We start from the raw sequence: 21,705 nt of genomic DNA, 5'->3' as shown, positions 1-21,705 counted from the left end.
CAGCCACCGTCAGGGAGTAACAGCTGCTCTCCCGCCAAGAGACCGGCGCCGCGTCGCACCCCACAACCCGACACCGATCCCGACGACGGCGCCGCCGAGACCGATGTACTTCTGCGACGGCCTCATCTCGTGATGAACACCCATGCCGCCCAACAGGTCTGCCGCATCGGCACCACCGGAGGCCAGGAACCAACCGCGGGTGTCACGACCACGCAGCGCCGCCGCGGCGAGCAGCCCGCCGATCAACGCATCGCGGTAACCCATCGAGTGCAGCAGCAACCACGTGGATCCCGTCGGCTTCTCGGGGTCACCCCACAGCCGGTTCGCCCGGGCCGGGGTGACCAGAAACGAGACCCCCGACGCCAGGCGGAGACCACCGACGACGAGCCCAACACGGTCGATCGACATGGTTCGCAGCGTAGGGCGTCAGGCCGCCGCGTGCGGGCACGTTGCTCCGGTCGTGTCCGTCCGTACACGCGCTCAGCGAGGTCTGCCAGCTCCAGCGTTTCACCGCGTGTACGTGCGCCGCGCCGGCGACGCGGCCCGGTTGCGCTGAACCACACTGCGGCGGTGTGCGCGGTGGTCGCGGCTACTTGTCGGACCGTTGCGCCAGACTCCCGGCATGAGCCGCCGTAACCGCCAGAAGCGTACCGCCAAGCACCACGACCGCCGCCGCACATCGCCCCGGAGAGAACGCGGAGGCACCCATCCCGGGTACGACCGGGCCGCCATCCTCGACCACCTCACCGCTGCGCTGCACAACTACGCGCACTGCCCCGCCCACGACGCGGACTTCCACGCCGCCGAGCTACTGAACGAATTCCCCAGTCGAGCAAATGATCTCGACATTGCCGCCGAAGCGGCGCTGACCGACGCGATCGCCGTCGCGTGGCGGGTGGGTTGGTCACCCAACGATCTGCACGAGTTCGCCCGCCGCCGCCTCGACACTTCAGCAGTTGGCTATTTGGCCGAGGCCGTCGTGCGCGAGTCCCGGCAGTATCCCGTCTCCACCCTGCACCCGCGGTGGCGCGCCGAACTCGCCGCGTTGCCCGCGACAGTCGTGCCCGGCGCTTGGCAGCTACGGGACTGGGCGAACCGCAATGCCGTCGACCACCACGCGGCGTTGACCGTCGTACTCAAGGTGCTTGGGTTCTTGGGAACTCTCCCGAAACTCCAGCCATTGCAGCCGTTGCCCGGCGAGAACCAGCATTCGGCGGTCGAGCCGAATACGGCCGACGCCAAAGCGCTCAGCCGGGTGCGCGCGCTGCTGGCCAAGGCTGAGGCCACCAACTTTCCTGACGAAGCCGAAACCCTGTCAGCCAAGGCGCAAGAACTGATGAGCAGATACTCACTGCACCACGCGATCCGAAACCACGAACGCGGCCGCGCAGCCGAGGCCACCGCTCGACGAATCTGGATCGACAATCCCTACGTCATCGCCAAATCAGCATTGGTGCAGTCCGTGGCTACCGCCAACCGGTGTCGCATCGTGTGCGCGGAGAAGGTCGGATTCGTCGCCGTCGTCGGTGCCGACTGCGACGTTGAATTCGTTGAGCTGCTTTCTACTTCGCTCTTGGTGCAGGCCAACCGTGCGATGCTGGCGGTGGGCCGCACGACCACCGGCGCGCAAACCCGGACCCGCTCGTTTCGCCAGTCATTTCTGCTCTCGTACGCCGCACGCATCGGTGAACGTCTCACTGCCACCTCGACGACGGCGGCCGCCGAACTGGACGCCGACAGGCTCCTTCCGGTATTGGCAGCGCGCAGCCAGGCAACCGATGACCTCACCGACAAGCTCTTCCCATCGACGATCCCCCGCATGATGTCGGCGTCCGACGGCGCCGGATGGTCAGCCGGGCGTATCGCAGCCGACCTTGCCCAGCTGGATGTGCGCCGCCCAATCGCGGGGTGAGCGGTGCTCGGCCCGACGGGTCTGGCTACCAAGGACTCTTCGCGTAATCCTTCAAGAAGCATCCGTAGAGATCCTCGCCCAATTCCCCGCGCACAATCGGGTCATACACGCGCGCAGCACCATCCACGAGATCCAGCGGCGCGTGGAAGCCTTCCTCGGCCAGCCGCAGCTTGGTGGGATGCGGGCGCTCGTCGGTGATCCAGCCGGTGTCGACGGCGGTCATGAGAATGCCGTCCTGCTCCAGCATCTCCCCCGCGCTCGTGCGGGTCAGCATGTTCAGCGCGGCCTTGGCCATGTTGGTGTGCGGATGCCCAGGCCCCTTGTAGCCGCGGCTGAACTGGCCTTCCATCGCGGACACGTTCACCACGTACTTGCGCCGTGCGGACGAGGCGGCCATCGCCGGGCGCAGCCGGCTCACCAGAATGAATGGCGCCGTCTGGTTGCACAGCTGCACCTCGAGGAGCTCCATCGCGTCGACCTCGTGTACCCGTTGGGTCCAGCTGTTTACCGACGCGGTGTCCGGCAGTAGCCCGCCGGCGTCGATCGCGAGGCCGGCGGCAATCCGCTCCGGCGACGCGCTACGTGCTTGCAGCGCAAGCGATGTCAGGGCGTGCGCCGTCGGGTGCTCGCCGAGACTGCCAGCCAGGGCATGCGGATGCGCGTCGCTGACGTGGTCGAAGGTGATGACGTCCACCAACTCCGGCGGTGGGGTGCGCTCGGCCTCGACCAGCGCGGCGTATGAGCCCGGCGGACGACGCACCGTCTGCGCCGCATTGTTGATCAGAATGTCGAGCGGCCCCTGCGCGGCCACCTCGTCGGCCAGGGCGACCACCTGGGCGGGGTCGCGCAGGTCGATCCCCACCACGCGCAGCCGGTGCAGCCAGTCGGCGCTGTCCTCCATCGCGGCGAAGCGGCGCACCGCGTCGTTGGGGAACCGGGTGGTGATCGTGGTGTGCGCGCCGTCGCGCAACAGCCGCAGCGCGATGTACATGCCGATCTTGGCGCGTCCACCCGTGAGCAGCGCGGTACGACCGGTCAGGTCGGTGCGGGCATCCCGCTTGGCCCGGTTGAAGGCGGCGCAATCGGGACACAGCTGGTGGTAGAAGGCGTCGACCACCGTGAAGTGGTTCTTGCAGATGTAGCAGTGCTGTGAGCGCAGCAGCGTGCCTGCCGTGGCCCCGACCGCGGTGGACACCAGGGGCAGGCCCTGCGTCTCGTCGTCGATGCGTCCCGGCGCGCCCGTGGCGGTCGCGGCGATGACAGCGCGATCAGCGGCCGCGATCTTGTCGCGGGCGGCGGCCCGGCGCTCCTTCTTCAGCTCCTTGAACATCTTCGCGGTGGCCTGGCGGACAGCAATGGCGTCGGGGTGCTCGGGCGGCAGCGCGCTCACCTCAGCCAGCACCTTCAGGCAGGTGCTGAGCTGGTCAGGATCGATCGCGGTCACCGTCGAAGGGTACGGGGACGGGGCCGCGGCAGGCCAATTAGCGAACCGGCTCGCTCGATTCTTTGGATCGATGTCGGTGCCTGCTCGTACGGTGGCCTTTATGAGCGAAGACACGACTCCCGAGCTTGGCGTGTTGGCTGTCGAGGCCCTCGACCTGCTCACCGCCGCCGTCCGTGACGTTCCTGCCGAACGCTGGGATGATCCGTCGATCCTGCAGGACTGGACGGTGCGCGAACTGGTCGCGCACGCGACCGGCAGCGCCACCCGAATCATCGTGCTCGCCGAAGACGGCGAGCTCTGGGACGGCCCGTCCGAACCGTCGGACTGGATGTATGGCAACCCCGCCGATCAGTTGAGCGCGTTGGCAATTCGGCTCCGTGACGCCCTACCCACGGCGGATCTCGATGCCCCGCGCAAGTCCCCGCAGGGCGAGGTTCCGCTGCGCCGCGCGCTGCTGTTCCCCATTGCCGACCTGGCGCTGCACACCTGGGATCTGCGCCAGTCGCTGGGCGAGTCGATCGAGCTGCCCGACGACCTGCTGACGCTGGCCGAAGGGCTGGTCCAGTCGGTGCCGGCACAGATGCTCCGGCGCCCGGGTGCATTCGGTCCGGAGCAGCCCGCGCCGGCGGGTGCGTCGCGCACCACCAAGCTGATGGCATTCCTCGGCAGGACCGTCAGCCCCAGTGCGTAAGACCCATGAGAGCCTTGGCGCCTGAGTCGAGCGGTACCCGCGCCACAGACTGCGTCTCGCACGGTCCAAACTTGTCCGGCCTGTCGAGGACGTCGCACTCAACTACTCAAGCTCGGCCTCCAGGTTCCAGCAATATGCTCAACAATCCGGTCCCCCATGCGTTTTGCCTCTGCCTGCGCACTCACCGGCAGCGAAGCAACCGCCCGCTCGAACGCACCAGGAAGTTGCTTTCGAAGTTCATCAACCCAAGCCACGGCCCGGTCCCCGGAGAGCCCGAGTCGACGGCCTACCGTGCGCCAATCAGAATTCGTAACGTCGAGCATCTTCCAGTGGTCACCGATTTTCATCGATGAAAGCAGCCGCTGATGCTGGTCGTACGGTGCCGCCGACGCTACGTCATACAGGGGCGATACCTGCGCCCGCGCGCCAATGAGGACCAGCGAGTAGTTCTTAGCGTGAGCGTCCGTTCCTCCGATCAGCACGTTGTATGCCAGAGCTTTGAAGAAGCGCTCGGCATTGACCTCGCGGTCCTCGATCGGGAGCCTGGCGAGTAGATCCGCGATCTTGCCCACCCCCGGCCCTCCGTCGGACTGGTACTTCAAGCTGGGGTGTACCGACAATGCCTGGCACATGTCCTCTTGATGGACCCGGCGCCACGCGGTCCCGTCATGAAGCCGGTCGTAGCGCATCGAGATCAGTACCTGAACGTCAGCGATCTCGACTACCTCGGATCCAGCCGCAAGTAGACCAGCCTCACCGGCGGCGCTCAGACACAGCGCCTCGTTGATGTGGTGACGGGCATAACCAGCGATCGCAGGCTTGACGATCACGGTCGTCGGCGTGGCGTCACGCGGAATACCGAATCGCCCTGACGCCGGGTCACGGAACAGCGCTGCTTTCGGTTGGGCGCCGGCGAGACTCCACCGCCCCCCGAATCTCCCTGGGTCCCAGTCGGATTGATGGGTAGCGAGGTGACGCACCAGCTCGGCGAAGTCGGTATCTCTGAGCCAGTCGATGTCACCGGTTCGATCACGCGCATCGGCCGGGTCGAGGTCAGACGGAAGAATCTGAACTGCGCCGGCCGCATCGCGACCGACATGAGCGAGCAGTGAAAACGGATTGTTCGGCGACACGTTGTATTCGCGTCCCCATCGCTGTCGCGCTCCTTCGCTGTCAGGCAGCAGGCCCTCAAGATATGCGCGGACCGCCTTGTCCCGGTGCCGCTTTGACAGGACCGGCAACGACAACGACAACGGCGTCGGATCACCTTGTTCGAGGTACTCGTCGTCGTAGCTGAAACTCAGCGCGCCCTGCGACGATTGCGCGACCGTTCCGATAGGAGTTCCGTCAAGGTAGACACGTAACGTTCGAGTCGCCACTACGCCTTCTTCGGGCCGAAGAGCGCGTCAAACGGGTCACGGGGAACTTGCTGTTGCGATTTCGAAGGAGTTTTCAACGGTGTCCCGGAAACGACGGCCTCGAGATCAATACCAACGACACGCAGCGCATCGAGAACCCGTTGCGCTTCGAGCCGCGGGTGCCCTTTCTCCAAACGAATTACCCAATCTCGGCTCGTGTGCAGTTGCGCCGCAAGATCGGCCTGCGTCATCCCGCGGGCGGTGCGCGCCGAACGAACGAGCGCACCAAGGTCACCCATCGTCTTGACTTGCATTTCGACACCTCATGTAGTCGTTCGACAACATCACAGATTGTAGCCGTTCGACAACATTCGCGAAAGATGCCGTTCGGCAACTCTTCGCACTTCAGAAGCGGTGCCACTCGGCCACTCACGCATCAGCGGTGCACTGTAGGTCCCAGCTTCGAGCCTATGCCTCTGCAGTGCGCTCCTGCGCGAGACGCAACCGCTGCTCGACCCAAGACCAGTCCACCCGCTCTTGCTCGAGACGCACGCCGTCCCCCAACCCCCCTTCGACCAACTCGGAGTACAGGCGGTACTCGTCAGCAGTCAGTCGAGTGAGTAGCGATTTTGCCGGACGATCCTCACTCACCCAACGGTCGCGGTGCGTCAGCAAGGTCTCCCGGTCCATCAGCACCGAGCGCGCGCTTGGCAGCCAGGCCCGCAGACGATCGAGTATCGCGAAACCATGCGTGTCGATGTCACCCCAGTAAATGACGTCTGCACCGGCCAGCCACTGCAGCTTCCCGGCATTGTCGACATCGAAACCCTTGCCCCAGATCACCACACCATTTGGAGGTACTGCAGCGCTGAGATAACTGATCTCGTTCTCGATGATCAGCGCAACATGCGGTTGCACGTCCAACTGCGCCAGTTCGTCGGTCCGTGCCGCAACCTCAGTCAGCGGTACCGGAAGGCCCAACGACGACGAAGGGCGCAACCGCAGAAGACTGGGCTTGGCCCGCAGGCCCAAATCAGCCAGAAATCCGCCAGGCGATGACGAAACACCAAGCATTCCAGCCAGATCGGACCGATAACGCTCGGCGAACTTAGTATCGACCCCGGGGGCGCTGAGCTCCCGCAGATATCGCTGTGAGTGCCGGTGACCGTCCAGCCACTCGTACGCTGCGACCAAGCGCGGCATCTCCGATACCAGTGACAGAGCACGGTGCGGGTACGAAGCAATCCAGTCACGGACAGGCTTATGCTGCGCTGTCAGCGTCAGCAGTCTATCGAAACGGCGGACTGTCGCCACCACGCCAAGCAACGTCCAGGCCTGTTCGTACGAAGAAACCACCGCGCGGATAGGTACTGCATTGCGACCAATCTGTCTGCCGCCGACGGTCTTCCATTCCAGCGCGTAACGGACGTCGTTGCCGCGACCACCGTCCAAGGCCACGACCCAATCACGCGCGGCAGCGATGTCGTCACCGATCTGAGCAAGCGTGGGGCCGCGTAGCGGCACCTCGATCGGCGCGAACGGCTCGGCGTTGGCGTAGCTCCGCAGTAGCGACCCGTCATCCCACCGACGCTTGACCCGTGCGGCTACATCCTCAGCCGAGGTCCAAGCAGCGTTCATACCGAGGATCCGTCACGACGGCTGCGGTACTCCTCGATTGTCATGGTCTGTAGCCGGGAGTATGTACCGGCCGGATTATCCACGATACCAATGGCTTTCACATACGGCTCGATCACGTGCACCTTCTGCAGCGGCGTAACAATCAACAGCTGCAGCCCCAGCGTCGCGAACAACTCCAGCGCATATCGCGTGGAGACATCCGAACCGCGTCCGAACGCCTCGTCGATCACCGCGAATCGGAAGTCACGCGACTGAGAGACTCCCCATTCGAGGCCAAATTGGTAGGCCAGTGAGGCCGCAAGAATCGTGTAGGCAAGCTTCTCTTTCTGCCCCCCGGACTTGCCGTCCGAGTCGCTGTAGTGCTCCCACTCGACGTCTGTGTTCACGTCGCGTTCAGAGGCCGAGAAGACGAACCAGTTGCGCACGTCGGTTACCCGGCGGGTCCAGTTCTTGTCCGATTCAGCGTAACCGTCCCGCCCACGGAACCGCTCGATGATCCTCTTCACATCCAGGAACCGCTGCTCCGAGTACTGGTCGCCGTCGACAGCCAGCATGTCGTTGGTCAGGCTACGCAGATCCGAACGGAACTGTGCGACATCCTGATTAGTGGTGGGTTCTTTCTCCAAACGAATGAAGCGGCCCGGGTTGTATGGCACTGCGCCGAGCGCATCGTTGATCCGGTCGACTCGCTCATCGATGGCTGACGCCTGCCGCCCCAGCCAGTTATTGAACCCGGCGAGTTCTTGGATGGCGTTCTTATTCAGCTGTTCTTTGAATTCGCTCTCGAAACGCGGCAAGTCGTCGGTAGCGACGCGGTCACGAAACGCGAGGAAGTCGCCGCGAGCAGCGACGGTTGCGTCCATATCGGCGCGCTGCTCGGGCCACCGACGCAGCACTTCGCTCATGTACTGAGTCAGGTTCAGCGCGTGGCCATTTAGTTGACCAGAAAGCCGCTCGATGCGTCGATGCAAGTCCGCTGACAGTGTCGTCTCGATTTCGGCACATTGCGCTGCCTGTTTGGGCCGGCGCTCCCCGAGGCGTTCGTCGAGTGCGTGGTACGACGCCCGGGCGGTTTCCAGTTGACGCTCCGGCTGAGCAGCGACGAAATCGTCGTCCCGCGCACGGTCTTGCTTCGCGCGCTGCACGGACGCCGCCGTGGTGGCGAGCCGCCCGGTGATCTCCCTGCTCAGTTTCGTTGCGGCAGAGGATTGCTCAGCATTGCGTTCCAGCGCCAGGGTGATCTCTTCCAACCGCGACGAACCGGACTGCAAACGGACACGTTCGGCGTCATGTGCCGCGGCACGCGACGCAGCCTCGTCGACATCAAGGTCGGCCCACGAGCGGAACCCCTCGACGCGCAGGAACGCATCGAGCCGTTGCTGCAGCGCCTCCCTCTGCTCGCCCAACTGCGTAGCAACATCGGTTGCCTCCGAATGCTCCTGTTGCAGCTCGGTCAACTCGTTGCGCAGCGCGGCAATCTTGCGTTCATTGATCCAGCCCAGCACCCAGCGCCGCGGATCGTCGACGCGGTGTCGATCGTCCTTTTCGTGCCGGTCACCCGAGCGCACTTGTCCCTCACGGGTGACGGCGCGGGGATAATTGCGGAACTCATCGAGTGTCGCCGCGCAACGAAAGTTGGCCCGCTTCATCAGCTCGTGGCGGAGGTACTCCGTGAATGGCCCTTCCCGCAAATCGATGCAGTCAGCCAGCAGCAGCCCATCCTCGACCGTCGGCTGCAGCCGTACCCGGTGCGCCGGTACTCGCTCGTAGACCAACTTGGCTCCCCGCCCCGCAACTGTGAGGCTGCGTCCATTCACCCATGCGGCGACAGCGTCATAATGTCGTTGCGGCACCAGCAGGGACAGCGCAAACCCGCGGAGCACGCGTTCGGCAGCGCCTCGCCATTGCGAGTGCTCGTCGTCTACGTCGAGAAGCTCCCCGGCATAAGGTAATTCCCCCGGCGTCAGATTCAGCGCGGAACACAATTCGGCCCGGATGGCCACTTGTTCATGCGGCAGGTTGTTGGTGCGCTGTTCCAGGCTGCCGATCTCCCCTGTAAGGACCTCGCACTTTCGTCGAATTTCTCGCTCCCGTCCGATCGCGTCGACAACGGCCGTGTCCATATCGCGCTTCCGATTGGTCAAGCGGGGACGTTCGGCGCCAACCAACGTTGACAGCGCGGCGAACGCCCGCTCGTCGGAGACCGAGTCCAGGCCAGCGTCAGAGACGGCGGCATCAAATAGGACCCTGGTCTGTTGGCGTGCTTCTGTTTGAGCGCGTGCCTCGGCTGCCAGTCGTTCCAGCTCTCCGATCCGATCCCCACCCGCCTTCGCGCGCTCTTCGATCAGGGATTCACGTTCGTGGTTTAGCCGTCGCTGCTCCGATTCGGCCGCGTCCTGCTGCGCCCACAGGGCCGCGCCCTCTGCCTCTAGCCGCGTGATCTCCGCAAAGAGCAGACCGGACCGAAGTTCTGCGATGTACGACCTGACTGCGGACCGTTCATGATCGAGTCCGTCGCGTTCGGCAAGTGCAGCGTCGTACTTGGCCGCCGTTTCCACGATAGGTTGGAGAGCCTCGAGCTGCTCGCGGGCCCGCTTGACGGCGTCGTGAGCCTTGGATAGGTCGTCGAAGTGTCCGATGATGTCACGAACCCGGTCAGTCGAGTCACTCGGTTCCAACATGTGATCACGGACGAAATCATTGAGGTTGCCAACGGATTTCATCGACACTGTCTGATGGAACAGCTCTAGTGCCTGGTCCGATCGGATACCGAGCAGACGACGCAACGAAGTCGCGTACTTGGGAAACTCGTCGAAAATTTCCGCGCCTGCCGCCCTCAGGCGTCGGCGCAGCTCGCGCAAGTCAGTACCAAAATCAGCGAAATCACCGGCGACCGACAGCTCTCTGATCGCGGTCACGAAGAACCGGTACGGCTGACCGGTACTCTCGCGTTGCTGAAACACCTGGGCCAGCGTGACCGTCTCGTCGTAGCCGTGATTGTGGAAGACACCGAGAATCACCGAGTAGGTGCGCTTGTTCTCACGCAAGCCTTTTGGGCGGGATTTGCCAGTGGTCTCGTTGCGCTCGGACTTGTAGTGACCCTCGACGTAGGAGCGCAGCGTACGTTCCTTGGCGTCTGCACCGGCGGCCTTGTTGTAGGCGGCCTTGTGCGAGGGAACAAGTAAGGTCGTGAGCGCGTCGACTATCGTTGACTTGCCTGAGCCGATGTCACCGGTCAACAGCGCCGTATCGGTACCGGGCGTGAAGCGCCATACGTGGTCGTCGAAGGTTCCCCAGTTATAAACTTCGGCGTATTGCAGCCGGTATCCGGCTCGCTGTCCATCAACGAGTTCCACTGCGTCGGAGAGAGTTTCACTCACGGTTCGCTCGCTCATCGCCGACAGGAAGCCCTGCGTACTCGCGCAGCTTGCCGGCGAAGTCGGCTAGGGTCTGTGCATCGACGTAGGCCTTGAGGATGCGCCGCACCTCCCAATGATCGCGCTGACCGCGGAGCTGTCGCAGGAACCCGAGCTCGGCAGCCTTCTTGATTGTGGCCTCTGCTTGGTCGACAACACGGGCATCGTTCGTAGATTCCGCTTGGAACAGTCGCAGCAGTTCAATGATCTGGTCAGTGCTGAGAACCAATCTTCCCTCACCACCACTGGTTTCGAATTCAACCAGGCGTTTGCGCAACAGGACTAACAGCAGGCTGACGTTGTAGGTGAGCGCCCGCCGGCGCACCAGACGCGGTAGCGCCTCCACACCTTCTTCCTCCGACCGCGAACGCAGGTATGCGTAACCCTCGGCCTCATCAATGACGACGTCGACGCCAATGGTGGCGAAATGGTCACGCACACCGGCACCCTGACGTTCTAGGACCAGCCAGGTGTCCTCGTCGGAGGTGCGGTAGACGACACCCTGCATTAGCCGGATGATGGCGGCCGCGACATCACGGTCCGTACTCATCGCCGTCGTACCGTCACTTTAGGTAGTCTGGCGCGCTTGATGAGGTCGGAATCGGCAACGTCCACGTATTCCAGAATGGTCTCCTCGGTCTCGTCCATGTCGATGCTCACATCCTCATCGTTCAGCGCAAGGTAGCCGACGATCTCGGCCGCACCCTGTTCAATCGGGTGAGCAGCGATCACATCGGATAGCAGTGCTGATGTATTGCGAGGCAGCACAGCGCGGATAGTCTCGGCCAGTCGTACCTGGTCGATGTACGTCTGGTCGAACAATAGTGCGGCGTCGACCTGCTCGGTGGCTTCGCTTATGTGACTCTCGACAGCAACCGCCACCGGCGGCTGATACAGCGGACGCTCGAAGGGCAGTGCGATTTCGATGCCCGGCTCGTCGACCTCGAGACCGAATGACGGCGGGTTCCTGCGCACCTCAAGGGCGGCCGTCTCCACTGCCCGGACGAGGTCCAACACACGGCGGTTCTCCAGCCAGACTTGATCGTCGAGAAAACGTCGCAGCTGTTCGGAAATCTGCCGGACCGTGCGCTGCGCCCTGTCGGCGGCCTCCGACCAGTCATGGTGGATTCCCTTGACGCTGTTGCTCCGCTGATCGGGTTCGATCGCGTCGAGAGCGGTAACCTTGGCCAGCAGATCGGCCAGCTCTGTCTGGCGTTGTTCGGAGAGCAAGAAGTCATAGAACGCTTGAAAGCTGCGTCCTTGATCCGAGCCGGCGATCTCCGAGCGGCTACCAACCAACTCCGCGAGCAATTCGCCCTTAGCTCCTTCCCAAGCCGCGATCTTCTCCCGCGCGGCTCGATCCAACAACCGGAAATTGTCTTCGACTTCGCGGAAATCCGCTAGCAGTTCGCGGGCCGTTGCCGACAACTGCTGATAGCGGTCACGTACGCCGGTGGCGTCCAACATGGGGACGTTGCCCGCTTCAATCGAGCCGATCTCCGCATCGAGTTCAGCTCTGCGCCGACGCAATTCAGCAGTCCGCACTTCGGGTTGAACTTCGGTTCCGTGCACAATCTGACGCAGTAGTTCGACAACGGTGTGCAATCTCGATTCGGTGCCGACGAAGGACCGCCCCCGCAGATTGAGAACCCAGGAATAGGACTTCTCGAATGCCGGTGTCACCTCGTAGTGAACCTCGTCGTCGCCTGGTGGGTAGAACCGCCGCAGGTATCCAGCCTCCGTAGCCGCCCAATCTTCCAGATAGGCGCGCGGCTCCTTGGGGTACCGGACCTCGTGGGCATTCAGCGCATAAAGATGCTCATCGAGCGCACCGGCGACCTCGCTGGCAGAGCACGCGCCACGATTGCCCTCGACGAAGAACTCCCCTAGGAAGGACAGGATGAGCGTGGCATTGCCTGCACGCAGCAGCCGCCAGGCAGGATGCCGCTCCCGCAACGCACTGACCTCTTGATAGTCCACGCTATCGAGGGTAGGCAGGCGCACCGACAGCATCACACCGTTGCCCAAAATCTACGCTCGGTAGCCCGCACACATCAGACCGGAATCGACCCGTACCTTCCGTTGACACCGCGGTGTTCATCGCGAAGTAGCCGACCTGCACCCTGTGCACACACCACCACTCAAGCTGCGTAAGGCCGCCCCGTCGATGACAGGGGCGGCCTCAGCGGTGACAGCAAGTCTCAGCGGTGGTTGTGCTGGTGGTGATGATGCACCGGGCTGCCCGGCTGCGGGGCGTTCTGCTGGTGCGGGAACGCGTGGTGCGTGCCGACCGGGCTGCTGGCAGTCGTGACGTCGGCGTGCGCGGTGGCGGCACCGAGGAAGATGACGGCCGGCGCGGCAGCGAGGGCGAAACCGGCGGCGATGCGGCGGGTGATGTTCATGTCGACTCCTTTGGCGGGTAAGGCTTTTCAAGTTCTTGTCCGGTGTGTTCCGGTGTTGAACTAAGAATGCCGCCGACAGCCGTCGACCTGTATCCGCCGACCGGCCCCTGCGCCGGGTGAAACTCCTGTCCCCCGATCAGGGGACAGAGCGGGACCGACCGCGAAGACGCCTACCTGAGCTGCAGCGCTACGCCGAACGTGTCGCCTGCTGATCCGACCCGCTGCGGCGGACCACGCCACCCGCCACGCCCGACGTAGCAAGCCAGGGCAACCACGTGCCGAGGAACCATCCGAACCGCTCGGTGCCACCCTCTACGTGCGCCGCTACGCCCGGCGCCAGCACCGGCCGCCGGTCAGCCCCTAGGCGTGGTCCTGGTCAGGCCGGCAGCCGACTCAGCCACTCCTCGTCGTTGACGACCTGCCCATCGATGACGACGAGCGGCACCCCCGGCTCCGGAAACTCATGCAGAAGCTTGAGGTTGTTGGCGGCGATGACTTTGGCGTCGTAGCCGACGGGCAGGCCGAGCCGGATCAGGTCCTGCGCCGACTGCGGCGCACCCGCCCGACCAGCCAGCTCGGCCAACTGGTCGTTGCTCAGGTCCGTGTCGCCGCCTTCGCGTGGCTGGTTCTCCTTCGAGAAGATCTGCTGGATGAAGCGCCACGCGACCTCACTCGACTTCGATTCGCCGGCCGCGACGAAGGCTGCGTAGATCGCGCGCCGGTCGTATGTGCCACTGGCCGAGTACTTTTCGAGGAAGTTCACCAAGCGGACGTTCACCCGCAGCGCGCCGCTGTCGATGCGCCGCCCCAGCTCCTCGCCGTCGGACCGGATCAACTTGCCGCTGAACGGGCAGATGGGATCCAGGTAGAGGTCGATCTGCCCGAGCGCGTGCGGGTCACCGATGGAGATGACGTCCCCGGCGGGCGCGGCCGCGGCGGCGTGCGCCTGGCCGGCGATCGGTCCGCCCATGAGCAGCCCGATCAGCAGCCCGACAACGACACCGAGGACACCTCGCCAGTTCACGTTCACGCCTCCATTCTGGCGCAACGGCGCGGCCGCTGGCCGCTAAATTCCGAGACGTCCCGACAACCGATTCAGCCGGTCCGAGCTCGCGTCGTCGAGACCAACGAACTGCACCGTCTTTCCGCGCGACGCGTACTTCATCCGGATCGCATCCAGCGTCGCGACAGACGAGGCATCCCACACCGCGGTGCCCGACAAGTCCACGACGACGTCGGCGGGGTCACCCGCGTAGTCGAACTGATGAACCAGATCGTTGCTCGATACGAAGAACAGGTCGCCGCTCACCCGGTACGTCCCCGGCTCCATCAACGACACCGAGGTGAAATGCGCGACCCGGCGCGCGAAAGCGACCATCGCGGCCAGCACACCGAGCGCGACGCCGATCGCCAGGTTCCCGGTGGCGACGGTCGCGCACACCGTGATGACCATCACAAGAGTTTCGCTGCGCGGCAACACTTTCAGCGTCCGCGGCGCCACGCTGTGCCAGTCGAAGGTGGCCACCGAGACCACGATCATCACCGCGACCAGGGCCGCCATCGGGATCCGGCCGACCAGGTCCCCGAGGGCCAGCACCAGGATCAGGACGAACACCCCGGTGAGTAGCGTCGAGAGCCGCGTCCGGGCGCCGGCGATCTTGACGTTCATCATCGTCTGCCCCACCACTGCGCAACCACCCATGCCGCCGAACAGCGCGGTCACCACGTTGGCGATGCCCTGCCCGCACGCCTCCCGGGTCTTGTTCGACGGCGTATCGGTGATGTCGTCGACGAGTTTGGCCGTCATCAGCGATTCCAGCAGCCCGACCAGTGCTGCCCCCACCGCGTACGGCGCGATGATCTGCAGCGTCTGCAGATCGACCGGCACGTGCGGTATACGGGGCATCGGCAGCGAATCCGGCAGGGCCCCTTGATCTCCCACGTTCGGGACGTGCCACCCGAAGGCCACGACCGCCACGGTCAGCACCAGCACCACGACCAGTGGTGGCGGCACCGCGGTGGTCAGCTTGGGCAGCAGCACCATGATCGCGATGCCCGCCGCGGTGAGCGGATATACCAGCCACGGCACGTCGATCAGGTGCCGAAGCTGGGCGACAAATACCAGGATCGCGAGTGCGTTGACGAAGCCGACCATCACGCTGCGCGGAATGAACCGCATCAACTTGGCGACCCCGAGAAACGCCAGCAGCATCTGGATCACCCCGGCCAACGCGATGGTGGCCACCAGATGCCCGACGCCGTGTTCGTGAGCCACCGGCGCGACGACCAGTGCCACCGCCGCCGTCGCGGCCGACACCATGGCCGGGCGTCCCCCGGCGAACGCGATGGTGATCGCCATGGTCACCGACGAGAACAGCCCAACGCGGGGGTCGACGCCCGCAATGACGGAGAAGGCGATGGCCTCCGGGATCAGCGCCAGCCCGACGACCAGACCGGCCAGCACCTCAGTGCGCAGCACGGCGGGTGAGCGCAGGGACGGCCGGTCGGCACGGGATGTGGACGCGCGGAACCCGAGCAGGGTGATGCTCATCGAATCTCCTTGGCGGAAAGCCAGTTTGGTCAGGCAGCCGGGCGATGGCCGAGGAAGTCCAGGATGTCGCGGCGGCGCCGCTGGTAGGACTCCTCGAATTGCGCCTCGGGCGTGCGGGGTTGCTCGATGGTGATGACATCGGCGACAGTGGCGGGCCGGTGGCTGAGCAGCACAACCCGGTCAGCCAGCAGCAGCGCCTCGTCGACGTCGTGGGTGACGAACAGCAGCGTCATCTTGTGTTGCTCCCACACCGACATCAGCAGCTGCTGCATCTCCAGCCGGGTCTGCGCGTCCAGCGCGCCGAACGGCTCATCCATCAGCATCACCCGCGGCTTGCAGGCCAGAGTGCGGGCCAGCTGCACCCGCTGGCGCATACCGCCTGAGAGCTGGCTCGGCAGGTGATCGAGGTAGGCACCGAGTCCGACCTGCTCGAGCCGTGCCGTCGCCGTCTCCTTGAGCTCCTTGCCGCGCACGCCACGGAGCTTGAGCGGAAACTCGACGTTCTTGAGCGCACTGCGCCACGGAAACAGCGCGTCCTCCTGAAACACCATGGCGCACTGGGCCGCATTGCCGGTGACGGGTGCCCCGTCCACCGTGGCGGTGCCGCCCATGGGCTTGAGCAGCCCGGCCAGCGCCCGCAAGATGGTCGACTTGCCGCAGCCGGACGGCCCGAGGAAGACGACCACTTCGCCACCCTCGATGGCCAGGCTGATGTTGGCGGCGACCACACCATTGAAGCCCAGTTGCAGCTGCTGCAGATCGACGGCGCCGGCGCTCATCGGGCGGCCCTCGGCAGCCAGCGGTTGACCCGCCGTCCGACCCGCTCCACCAACCACGCGGTACCGAGTCCCAGCGCACCGATGGAGATCATGCCGACCACGACACCGGCGTAGTCGAGCAACCCGTAGGCCTGCCACGTGTAGTAGCCGATGCCGTACTGGCCCGAGATCATCTCGGCGCTGACCACGCAGATCCACGCCACACCCATCGCGACCGAGAGTCCGGCGAAGATGCCCGGCAGCGCTCCCGGGATGATCACGTGGAGCAACAACGACATTCGGCCGGCGCCCATGGTCCGTGCGGCTTCCTCCCACACCTTCGGCATCGAGTCCATGGCGTGGATGGTGCTGACCACCACCGGGAAGAACGCGGCGAAGAACGTGATGAACACGATCCCCTGCTCGCTGGATGGGAACAGCAGGATGGTAAGCGGCACCAGCGCGATCGCCGGGATGGGCCGAATCAGTTCGATGAACGGCCGCAACGTCATTCGAGCGATCTCCGAGCGGCCGATCAACACACCCAACCCGATGCCGATCACCGCCGCCAGACCGAAGCCCAGCAGAATGCGCTGCAGGCTCGCCAGCAGGTCGTCATAGAAGCCGCTCGAGCTGGCCCGCGCCATCAGCGTGTGGAACACAGCCTCCGGCGCCGGCATCCGGTTGAAGCGCAACCATGCGACGACGTTGTGGGCCGTCAGCAGATGCCACAGCGTCAGAAAGACGGCAATTGGGATGAGTGGCAGCAGCAGTGCCGGGACCCGCCGTGCGGCGGACGTCGACAGCAGGTCGGCCATTTTGTGCCGCAAAGACTTTCCGGTGCGGTTCGCCGGTGACCACAGTCGAGGGACGGCCAACGTGGGTCTGGTCATGAGCTCGGTCATGCGTTTCCTTTCTCTCCTGATGGTGTGATCAGCCGGCGGTGCGGGACTGCCCGATGGCAGCGGCGTAGCCGACGGAGACTGCTTGTGGGTGATTGGTCCGGTAGGTATCGGCGCCTGCGGCGGTGGCGAAGGGCTTGTACCGCTGGGTCGGCGGCACGGCCGGATCAGCAAGCCAGACAGCGTGATCGGCGAAGATCCGCAGTCCGGTCAACGTGTCGGGTACATAGGAGGCCCGGACGTGCGGTGTCGCGGCCAGGCGGCGCAGCAGACAGCTCGGGGTGGCGGAGACGGCGGTGGCGGTTCCGGACGTCCACACTTCGGAGGCCTGGGCCGTGTCGTTGACCGGCAGTCCGCACACCTCGTCGAATCCGGTGAGCGTCATCGGATTGGCGACACTGGCCTGCCGCTGAGCGTAGTCGGGTCCGAACAGCTGCCGCAGGTATCCGTCGTTGACAAACTTGGGAACGTCGAAGTCCTTTGTCACCGCGCCGCGCCCCACCAGGTAGGCCTTGATCGGCTTGAACGCCGCCAGCACCTGGTCCTTGAGCGTCATGTCGAAGCTCACGAAGCCGTTGGGACCGTTGTAGAGGTAGATCACTTCGGGCTCGATCCCGGTCAGCGCACTGACCCGCAGGGCCGACTTGAGCGGATGGGCGACGATCTCGTCGGTGGTGCTCTTCATCGCCCGCAGGAACGCCGCCATCACCTCGGGATGGCCGTCGACGAACTGCCGGCGCGCGACGACACCGTGGAAGGTGGGCACATTGTTGTCGCCGCCGTCGTAGAGCAGACGCCCCTGATTGCGGTAGATCACCAGTTGTGGCCACGGCACGAACTGCGCGAGGGCGTCGACCTGACCGCCGTCGATCGACGACGCTCCGACCGACGGATCCTGATTGACGATGTGCAGCGAGTCCTTGTTGATGCCAACGGTTTTCACCGCGGTGGATAGCATGCCGTCGCCGGCCGAGCCGAGGCTGGTGGACACCTTCTTACCGGTCAGGTCGGCGAGCGTGCGCGCCGACGAGTCCGACCGCACCACGACCTGATTGAGCGAACCACGCAGGTTGTAACCGGTGGTCGCGACCAATTCCGTTGCCGCGTCATCGTATTTGCGCGTCTTGGAGCCGTTGGTGAGCAGCGGGTAGTCGCCCATCGATCCGATGTCGACATGTGTGGCGATCATCTGCGCCGTCAGCGGCGCACCGGACGCGAAGTCCTGCCACACCACGCGATATTTCGTGTTGGTCGCCGCGCCCAGTTGCTTGAGCTGGTTCTCGAAGTCACCGCGATCGCGCAGCAGCGTGCCGGCGTTGACGGTGTTGATGGTCTTGGATTGGTAACCGACGTTGACGACGACGGTCGGTTCCGACAGCATGCCGCACCCCGTCAGCAGTTGGGCCCCACCAACCGTGAGTGCGGTCAGCAGAGCAACCGAGCGGGCCTGCCACGGGCTGCCAGTTCGCTGTTGCTTGTCCATGTCCACAAGGGTCAACCGCTTCTGTTACCTCGCTGTCATCTGAGGTTGCGCGGTAGTTACGCCATCTACGAGGGCCGAAACCGCAGGTCAGGCACCCATTCGCGCCGATTGCGCCGCGCCGCCGATACCGTGAATTAACACTCTGTTACGCCACCTCGAGCGCCCTGGCGTGACACAGAGTTATCGGAAAGTCTTGTAGCCATGGACATTTCGAGCGTGACGTCCACGCGTACCCCGATCGAGCCCGACTACCGGTTCACCCTCGCCAATGAGCGTACGTTCCTGGCCTGGCAACGCACATCGCTCGGGCTGATGGCCGCCGCGGTGGCCGTCGTCCAGTTCATGCCGGAGCTGGCGATACCGGGCTTACGGCACGTGCTGGGCGTCGGCGTCGGCGCCATGGCGGTGCTGACGGCGGTCACGGGACTGCGGCGCTGGACCCAGGTGGACCGGGCCATCCGCAACGACGAGCCCCTGCCGCCGGCCTCCGCCCCCACGTTCCTGACCACCGGACTGGCGCTGATCGGACTGATCACCATCGTCCTGGCGATCAGCGCCACGGTGCGATGACGCTGGCCCCGGATCGCGGCCTGCAGTCCGAACGCACGGCGCTGGCGTGGAATCGCACGGGGCTGGCGATCGCGACCTCGGGTGTTCTGGTGTTGCTGCGCAACGCCGATACGTTCCACGGCGGTCACGACGCGACGCGCATCGTCCTCGTGGCCGCTGTCGCGGTGCTCGCCGCCGTGGTGTGCGGCTTCGGCGCGAGCCGGCGCCGGCAGTTGGCCCGCGGACACTATTCTGCGATGCGGTACCTGCCGGCGGTCGGTCTCGCAGTGATCGCCGAGGGCATGCTGGTGCTGATGTACCTCATGCCGCTTGGCTAGGGCGTCTCGATTTGGCGCCGTCGCTCCTCCTCGATGGTGTCGCCAGTCTGACGAGTCGCTGACCTGACCGATGCCGCTGCGTCCACCTGATGAGCCGGCCGGACCTCTGTGCTCATCATGTCGCATCCGGAGCTGTCAGCTGAGGCTGACAAGGTCAGCCTGTGTTGACATCGTCAGCGCACGTTGACGGGTCCAGACCGCACATGCCGCAGGGAGAGACGACGTGCGGGCCAATCAACGCGAAGTGATGTCGACCAACACAGACCGGTACCCCTTTGGCACATGTGGAACTGGACACAAGGGTTTGTCTTTGTGAGATAAACGCTGGTCCCTCACACGTCGAGGAAACGAATGTCCTTGGCGTTACGCACGATAAAGCTTCGGCGCGCTTCGACGTCCTCACCCATCAGGATCGAGAACAGTTCGTCGGCGGCCGCGGCGTCGTCGAGTGTCACCTGACGCAGGACGCGGATGGACGGATCCATGGTGGTCTCCCACAGCTCCTTGGCGTCCATCTCACCCAGACCCTTGTAGCGCTGGATACCGTCGTCGGTGTTGATGCGCTTGCCGGCCTTCTTGCCGGCCTCGAGCAGCCCGTCGCGCTCGCGGTCCGAGTAGGCGAATTCCGGTTCGCTGCGTTGCCATTTCAGCTTGTACAGCGGCGGCTGGGCCAGGAAGATGTGGCCGTTTTCCACCAGCGGCTTCATGAAGCGGAACAGCAGCGTCAGCAGCAGCGTCGAGATGTGCTGACCGTCGACGTCGGCGTCGGCCATCAGCACGATCTTGTGATACCGCAGCTTGGAGATGTCGAACTCGTCGTGAATACCAGTGCCCAGGGCCGTGATGATGGCCTGGACCTCGTTGTTCTTCAGCACGCGGTCGATGCGCGCCTTCTCGACGTTGATGATCTTGCCGCGCAGCGGCAGGATCGCCTGGAACATCGAGTCCCGGCCACTCTTGGCCGAGCCACCGGCCGAATCGCCCTCCACCACATACAGTTCCGACTTCGTCGGGTCGGTGGAGCGGCAGTCGGCCAGCTTGCCGGGCAGACCCCCGATTTCGGTCGCGCTCTTGCGCCGCACCAGCTCCCTCGCCTTTCTCGCGGCGACGCGGGCCTGCGCCGACGATGCCACCTTGGTGACGATGACCTTCGCCTCCGCCGGATTCGCCTCGAACCAGTGCGTCAGCTGCTCGTTACAGATCTTCTGCACGAACGACTTGACCTCGGTGTTGCCCAGCTTGGTCTTGGTCTGGCCCTCGAACTGGGGCTGACGGACCTTCACCGAGACGACGGCCGCCAGGCCTTCGCGGATGTCGTCACCGGTGAGGTTCGGGTCTTTGTCTTTCAGCAGCTTCTTGTCTTTGGCGTACCTGTTCACCACTGAGGTCAGCGCCGCGCGGAAACCTTCTTCGTGCGTACCACCCTCGTGCGTGTTGATGGTGTTCGCGAAGGTATGCACCGACTCCGAGTAGCCGGCGTTCCACTGCATCGCGACCTCGACCTGATGTCCGTCTCCCGCGCCGTCGAACGCGATGATGCTCGGCTGGATGGGCTCTTTCACGCGGTTGAGGTGCTGGACGTAGTCGATCAGCCCGCCGGGGTGGTGGAAGACGCGGGTGTCGGCGTCATCGCGGCGCCGGTCGGTCAGCGACAGCACCAGCCCCTTGTTGAGGAATGCCATTTCCTGCAGGCGGCGCGCAATGGTCTCGGCGCTGTACTCGGTGGTCTCGAAAATCTCTGGGTCCGACCAGAATCGGACCGTGGTGCCGGTGCGGGTCGACGGCGTGCCCTGCTGCAGGGTGCCGGGCACCGAGCGGTCGTAGTGCTGGGACCATTCGTACCCGTCCCGGTGGATACACACCTCGAGCCGCGTCGACAACGCGTTCACCACCGAGACGCCGACGCCGTGCAGGCCACCGGACACCTGGTAGGAGTCGCCGTCGAACTTGCCGCCGGCATGCAGTTGGGTCATCACGACGTCGACGGTGGGAATCCCGGTGGTGTGCATGGCGACCGGGATACCGCGGCCGTCGTCGCTGACCTCGACGCCGCCGTCGGCGAGCAGCGTGACATCGACACGGCTGGCGTGGCCGGCCATGGCCTCGTCGACCCCGTTGTCGACCACCTCCCACACCATGTGGTGCAGGCCACGCTCGCTGGTCGACCCGATGTACATGCCCGGGCGTTTCCGGACGACATCGAGCCCTTCGAGGATCGTGATCGATTGGGCGCCATAGCTGGACACGGCTGCACTCCTTCGAC

Annotated in this window: 19 protein-coding genes; 4 read left to right on the top strand and 15 right to left on the bottom strand. The window is 64.6% G+C overall.

Going from position 1 to position 21,705, the window contains the following annotated elements; all coding sequences use genetic code 11:
* Nucleotides 1-9: 9 nt before the first annotated feature.
* Nucleotides 10-408: a DUF4267 domain-containing protein gene (locus ACJH6I_RS26080; RefSeq protein WP_406784756.1), complete on the bottom strand. Its 399-nt coding sequence runs from the start codon at nucleotides 406-408 to the stop codon at nucleotides 10-12.
* 214 nt (nucleotides 409-622) lie between these two features.
* Between ACJH6I_RS26080 and ACJH6I_RS26075 the strand changes: the two genes are divergently transcribed.
* Nucleotides 623-1,912 carry a DUF2786 domain-containing protein gene (locus tag ACJH6I_RS26075; RefSeq protein WP_406784755.1) on the top strand — a complete coding sequence of 430 codons (1,290 nt, stop codon included), beginning with the start codon at nucleotides 623-625 and terminating at the stop codon, nucleotides 1,910-1,912.
* A 25-nt stretch (nucleotides 1,913-1,937) separates the two neighbouring features.
* Here the strand turns inward: ACJH6I_RS26075 and ACJH6I_RS26070 are convergent, their stop codons facing one another.
* Nucleotides 1,938-3,356: an SDR family oxidoreductase gene (locus ACJH6I_RS26070; RefSeq protein WP_267325346.1), complete on the bottom strand. Its 1,419-nt coding sequence runs from the start codon at nucleotides 3,354-3,356 to the stop codon at nucleotides 1,938-1,940.
* 100 nt (nucleotides 3,357-3,456) lie between these two features.
* Between ACJH6I_RS26070 and ACJH6I_RS26065 the strand changes: the two genes are divergently transcribed.
* Complete coding sequence (locus ACJH6I_RS26065) at nucleotides 3,457-4,047, top strand: TIGR03086 family metal-binding protein (RefSeq protein ID WP_406784754.1); 591 nt, start codon at nucleotides 3,457-3,459, stop codon at nucleotides 4,045-4,047.
* A 98-nt stretch (nucleotides 4,048-4,145) separates the two neighbouring features.
* Here the strand turns inward: ACJH6I_RS26065 and ACJH6I_RS26060 are convergent, their stop codons facing one another.
* The 12 genes from ACJH6I_RS26060 to ACJH6I_RS26005 form a co-directional block, all read right to left on the bottom strand.
* Entirely contained in the window at nucleotides 4,146-5,426 is a 1,281-nt protein-coding gene (locus ACJH6I_RS26060) for a type II toxin-antitoxin system HipA family toxin (RefSeq protein WP_406784753.1), read from the bottom strand.
* Entirely contained in the window at nucleotides 5,426-5,719 is a 294-nt protein-coding gene (locus ACJH6I_RS26055; protein WP_226521093.1) for a helix-turn-helix domain-containing protein, read from the bottom strand. The genes ACJH6I_RS26060 and ACJH6I_RS26055 overlap by 1 nt, the downstream gene beginning before the upstream one ends.
* A gap of 154 nt (nucleotides 5,720-5,873) precedes the next feature.
* Nucleotides 5,874-7,043: a Wadjet anti-phage system protein JetD domain-containing protein gene (locus ACJH6I_RS26050; RefSeq protein ID WP_226521092.1), complete on the bottom strand. Its 1,170-nt coding sequence runs from the start codon at nucleotides 7,041-7,043 to the stop codon at nucleotides 5,874-5,876.
* Nucleotides 7,040-10,423, bottom strand: a complete 3,384-nt coding sequence (locus tag ACJH6I_RS26045) for an ATP-binding protein (protein WP_406784752.1) — start codon at nucleotides 10,421-10,423, stop codon at nucleotides 7,040-7,042. The genes ACJH6I_RS26050 and ACJH6I_RS26045 overlap by 4 nt, the downstream gene beginning before the upstream one ends.
* The gene (locus tag ACJH6I_RS26040; RefSeq protein ID WP_406784751.1) at nucleotides 10,416-11,009 is read right to left on the bottom strand and encodes a DUF4194 domain-containing protein; all 594 of its coding nucleotides are present in this window, start codon (nucleotides 11,007-11,009) and stop codon (nucleotides 10,416-10,418) included. Before ACJH6I_RS26040 ends, ACJH6I_RS26045 begins: the two co-directional genes overlap by 8 nt.
* Nucleotides 11,006-12,472, bottom strand: a complete 1,467-nt coding sequence (locus ACJH6I_RS26035; protein WP_406784767.1) for a DUF3375 domain-containing protein — start codon at nucleotides 12,470-12,472, stop codon at nucleotides 11,006-11,008. Before ACJH6I_RS26035 ends, ACJH6I_RS26040 begins: the two co-directional genes overlap by 4 nt.
* Nucleotides 12,473-12,660: 188 nt before the next feature.
* Nucleotides 12,661-12,861, bottom strand: a complete 201-nt coding sequence (locus tag ACJH6I_RS26030) for a hypothetical protein (protein WP_061007255.1) — start codon at nucleotides 12,859-12,861, stop codon at nucleotides 12,661-12,663.
* A 376-nt stretch (nucleotides 12,862-13,237) separates the two neighbouring features.
* Nucleotides 13,238-13,831, bottom strand: a complete 594-nt coding sequence (locus tag ACJH6I_RS26025) for a DsbA family protein (protein ID WP_406784766.1) — start codon at nucleotides 13,829-13,831, stop codon at nucleotides 13,238-13,240.
* 96 nt (nucleotides 13,832-13,927) lie between these two features.
* A complete protein-coding gene (locus ACJH6I_RS26020; RefSeq protein ID WP_406784750.1) occupies nucleotides 13,928-15,412 on the bottom strand; it encodes a SulP family inorganic anion transporter in 1,485 nt (494 codons plus the stop codon).
* Nucleotides 15,413-15,441: 29 nt separating this feature from the next.
* On the bottom strand, nucleotides 15,442-16,191 hold the full coding sequence (locus tag ACJH6I_RS26015) for an ABC transporter ATP-binding protein (RefSeq protein ID WP_406784749.1): 750 nt from the start codon (nucleotides 16,189-16,191) through the stop codon (nucleotides 15,442-15,444).
* A complete protein-coding gene (locus ACJH6I_RS26010; protein WP_406784748.1) occupies nucleotides 16,188-17,075 on the bottom strand; it encodes an ABC transporter permease in 888 nt (295 codons plus the stop codon). Before ACJH6I_RS26010 ends, ACJH6I_RS26015 begins: the two co-directional genes overlap by 4 nt.
* A gap of 28 nt (nucleotides 17,076-17,103) precedes the next feature.
* Nucleotides 17,104-18,555 carry an ABC transporter substrate-binding protein gene (locus ACJH6I_RS26005; protein ID WP_318987119.1) on the bottom strand — a complete coding sequence of 484 codons (1,452 nt, stop codon included), beginning with the start codon at nucleotides 18,553-18,555 and terminating at the stop codon, nucleotides 17,104-17,106.
* A gap of 201 nt (nucleotides 18,556-18,756) precedes the next feature.
* Here ACJH6I_RS26005 and ACJH6I_RS26000 point away from each other — a divergent pair, with 201 nt between their 5' ends.
* Together ACJH6I_RS26000 and ACJH6I_RS25995 are read left to right on the top strand one after the other, a co-directional pair.
* Nucleotides 18,757-19,125, top strand: coding sequence for a YidH family protein (locus tag ACJH6I_RS26000; RefSeq protein WP_212812461.1), 369 nt, complete (start codon nucleotides 18,757-18,759; stop codon nucleotides 19,123-19,125).
* Complete coding sequence (locus ACJH6I_RS25995; RefSeq protein ID WP_212812462.1) at nucleotides 19,122-19,442, top strand: DUF202 domain-containing protein; 321 nt, start codon at nucleotides 19,122-19,124, stop codon at nucleotides 19,440-19,442. Before ACJH6I_RS26000 ends, ACJH6I_RS25995 begins: the two co-directional genes overlap by 4 nt.
* A 332-nt stretch (nucleotides 19,443-19,774) precedes the next feature.
* Here ACJH6I_RS25995 and gyrB read toward each other — a convergent pair whose 3' ends face one another.
* Nucleotides 19,775-21,688: a DNA topoisomerase (ATP-hydrolyzing) subunit B gene (gene gyrB, locus ACJH6I_RS25990; protein ID WP_406784747.1), complete on the bottom strand. Its 1,914-nt coding sequence runs from the start codon at nucleotides 21,686-21,688 to the stop codon at nucleotides 19,775-19,777.
* Nucleotides 21,689-21,705: the final 17 nt, after the last annotated feature.

This window comes from Mycobacterium sp. SMC-13 (assembly GCF_045311035.1).
GTDB lineage: Bacteria > Actinomycetota > Actinomycetes > Mycobacteriales > Mycobacteriaceae > Mycobacterium.
Note: the sequence above shows the minus strand (reverse complement) of the source record. Positions and strands in the feature narration are given on the sequence as shown.

Coding starts and splice junctions, on each gene's coding strand:
- ACJH6I_RS26080 (WP_406784756.1), bottom strand. CDS start 408: ATGTCGATCGACCGTGTTGGGCTCGTCGTCGGTGGTCTCCGCCTGGCG.
- ACJH6I_RS26075 (WP_406784755.1), top strand. CDS start 623: ATGAGCCGCCGTAACCGCCAGAAGCGTACCGCCAAGCACCACGACCGC.
- ACJH6I_RS26065 (WP_406784754.1), top strand. CDS start 3,457: ATGAGCGAAGACACGACTCCCGAGCTTGGCGTGTTGGCTGTCGAGGCC.
- ACJH6I_RS26055 (WP_226521093.1), bottom strand. CDS start 5,719: ATGCAAGTCAAGACGATGGGTGACCTTGGTGCGCTCGTTCGTTCGGCG.
- ACJH6I_RS26050 (WP_226521092.1), bottom strand. CDS start 7,043: ATGAACGCTGCTTGGACCTCGGCTGAGGATGTAGCCGCACGGGTCAAG.
- ACJH6I_RS26040 (WP_406784751.1), bottom strand. CDS start 11,009: ATGAGTACGGACCGTGATGTCGCGGCCGCCATCATCCGGCTAATGCAG.
- ACJH6I_RS26035 (WP_406784767.1), bottom strand. CDS start 12,472: ATGCTGTCGGTGCGCCTGCCTACCCTCGATAGCGTGGACTATCAAGAG.
- ACJH6I_RS26030 (WP_061007255.1), bottom strand. CDS start 12,861: ATGAACATCACCCGCCGCATCGCCGCCGGTTTCGCCCTCGCTGCCGCG.
- ACJH6I_RS26025 (WP_406784766.1), bottom strand. CDS start 13,831: ATGGGCGGACCGATCGCCGGCCAGGCGCACGCCGCCGCGGCCGCGCCC.
- ACJH6I_RS26020 (WP_406784750.1), bottom strand. CDS start 15,412: ATGAGCATCACCCTGCTCGGGTTCCGCGCGTCCACATCCCGTGCCGAC.
- ACJH6I_RS26015 (WP_406784749.1), bottom strand. CDS start 16,191: ATGAGCGCCGGCGCCGTCGATCTGCAGCAGCTGCAACTGGGCTTCAAT.
- ACJH6I_RS26010 (WP_406784748.1), bottom strand. CDS start 17,075: ATGACCGAGCTCATGACCAGACCCACGTTGGCCGTCCCTCGACTGTGG.
- ACJH6I_RS26005 (WP_318987119.1), bottom strand. CDS start 18,555: ATGGACAAGCAACAGCGAACTGGCAGCCCGTGGCAGGCCCGCTCGGTT.
- ACJH6I_RS26000 (WP_212812461.1), top strand. CDS start 18,757: ATGGACATTTCGAGCGTGACGTCCACGCGTACCCCGATCGAGCCCGAC.
- ACJH6I_RS25995 (WP_212812462.1), top strand. CDS start 19,122: ATGACGCTGGCCCCGGATCGCGGCCTGCAGTCCGAACGCACGGCGCTG.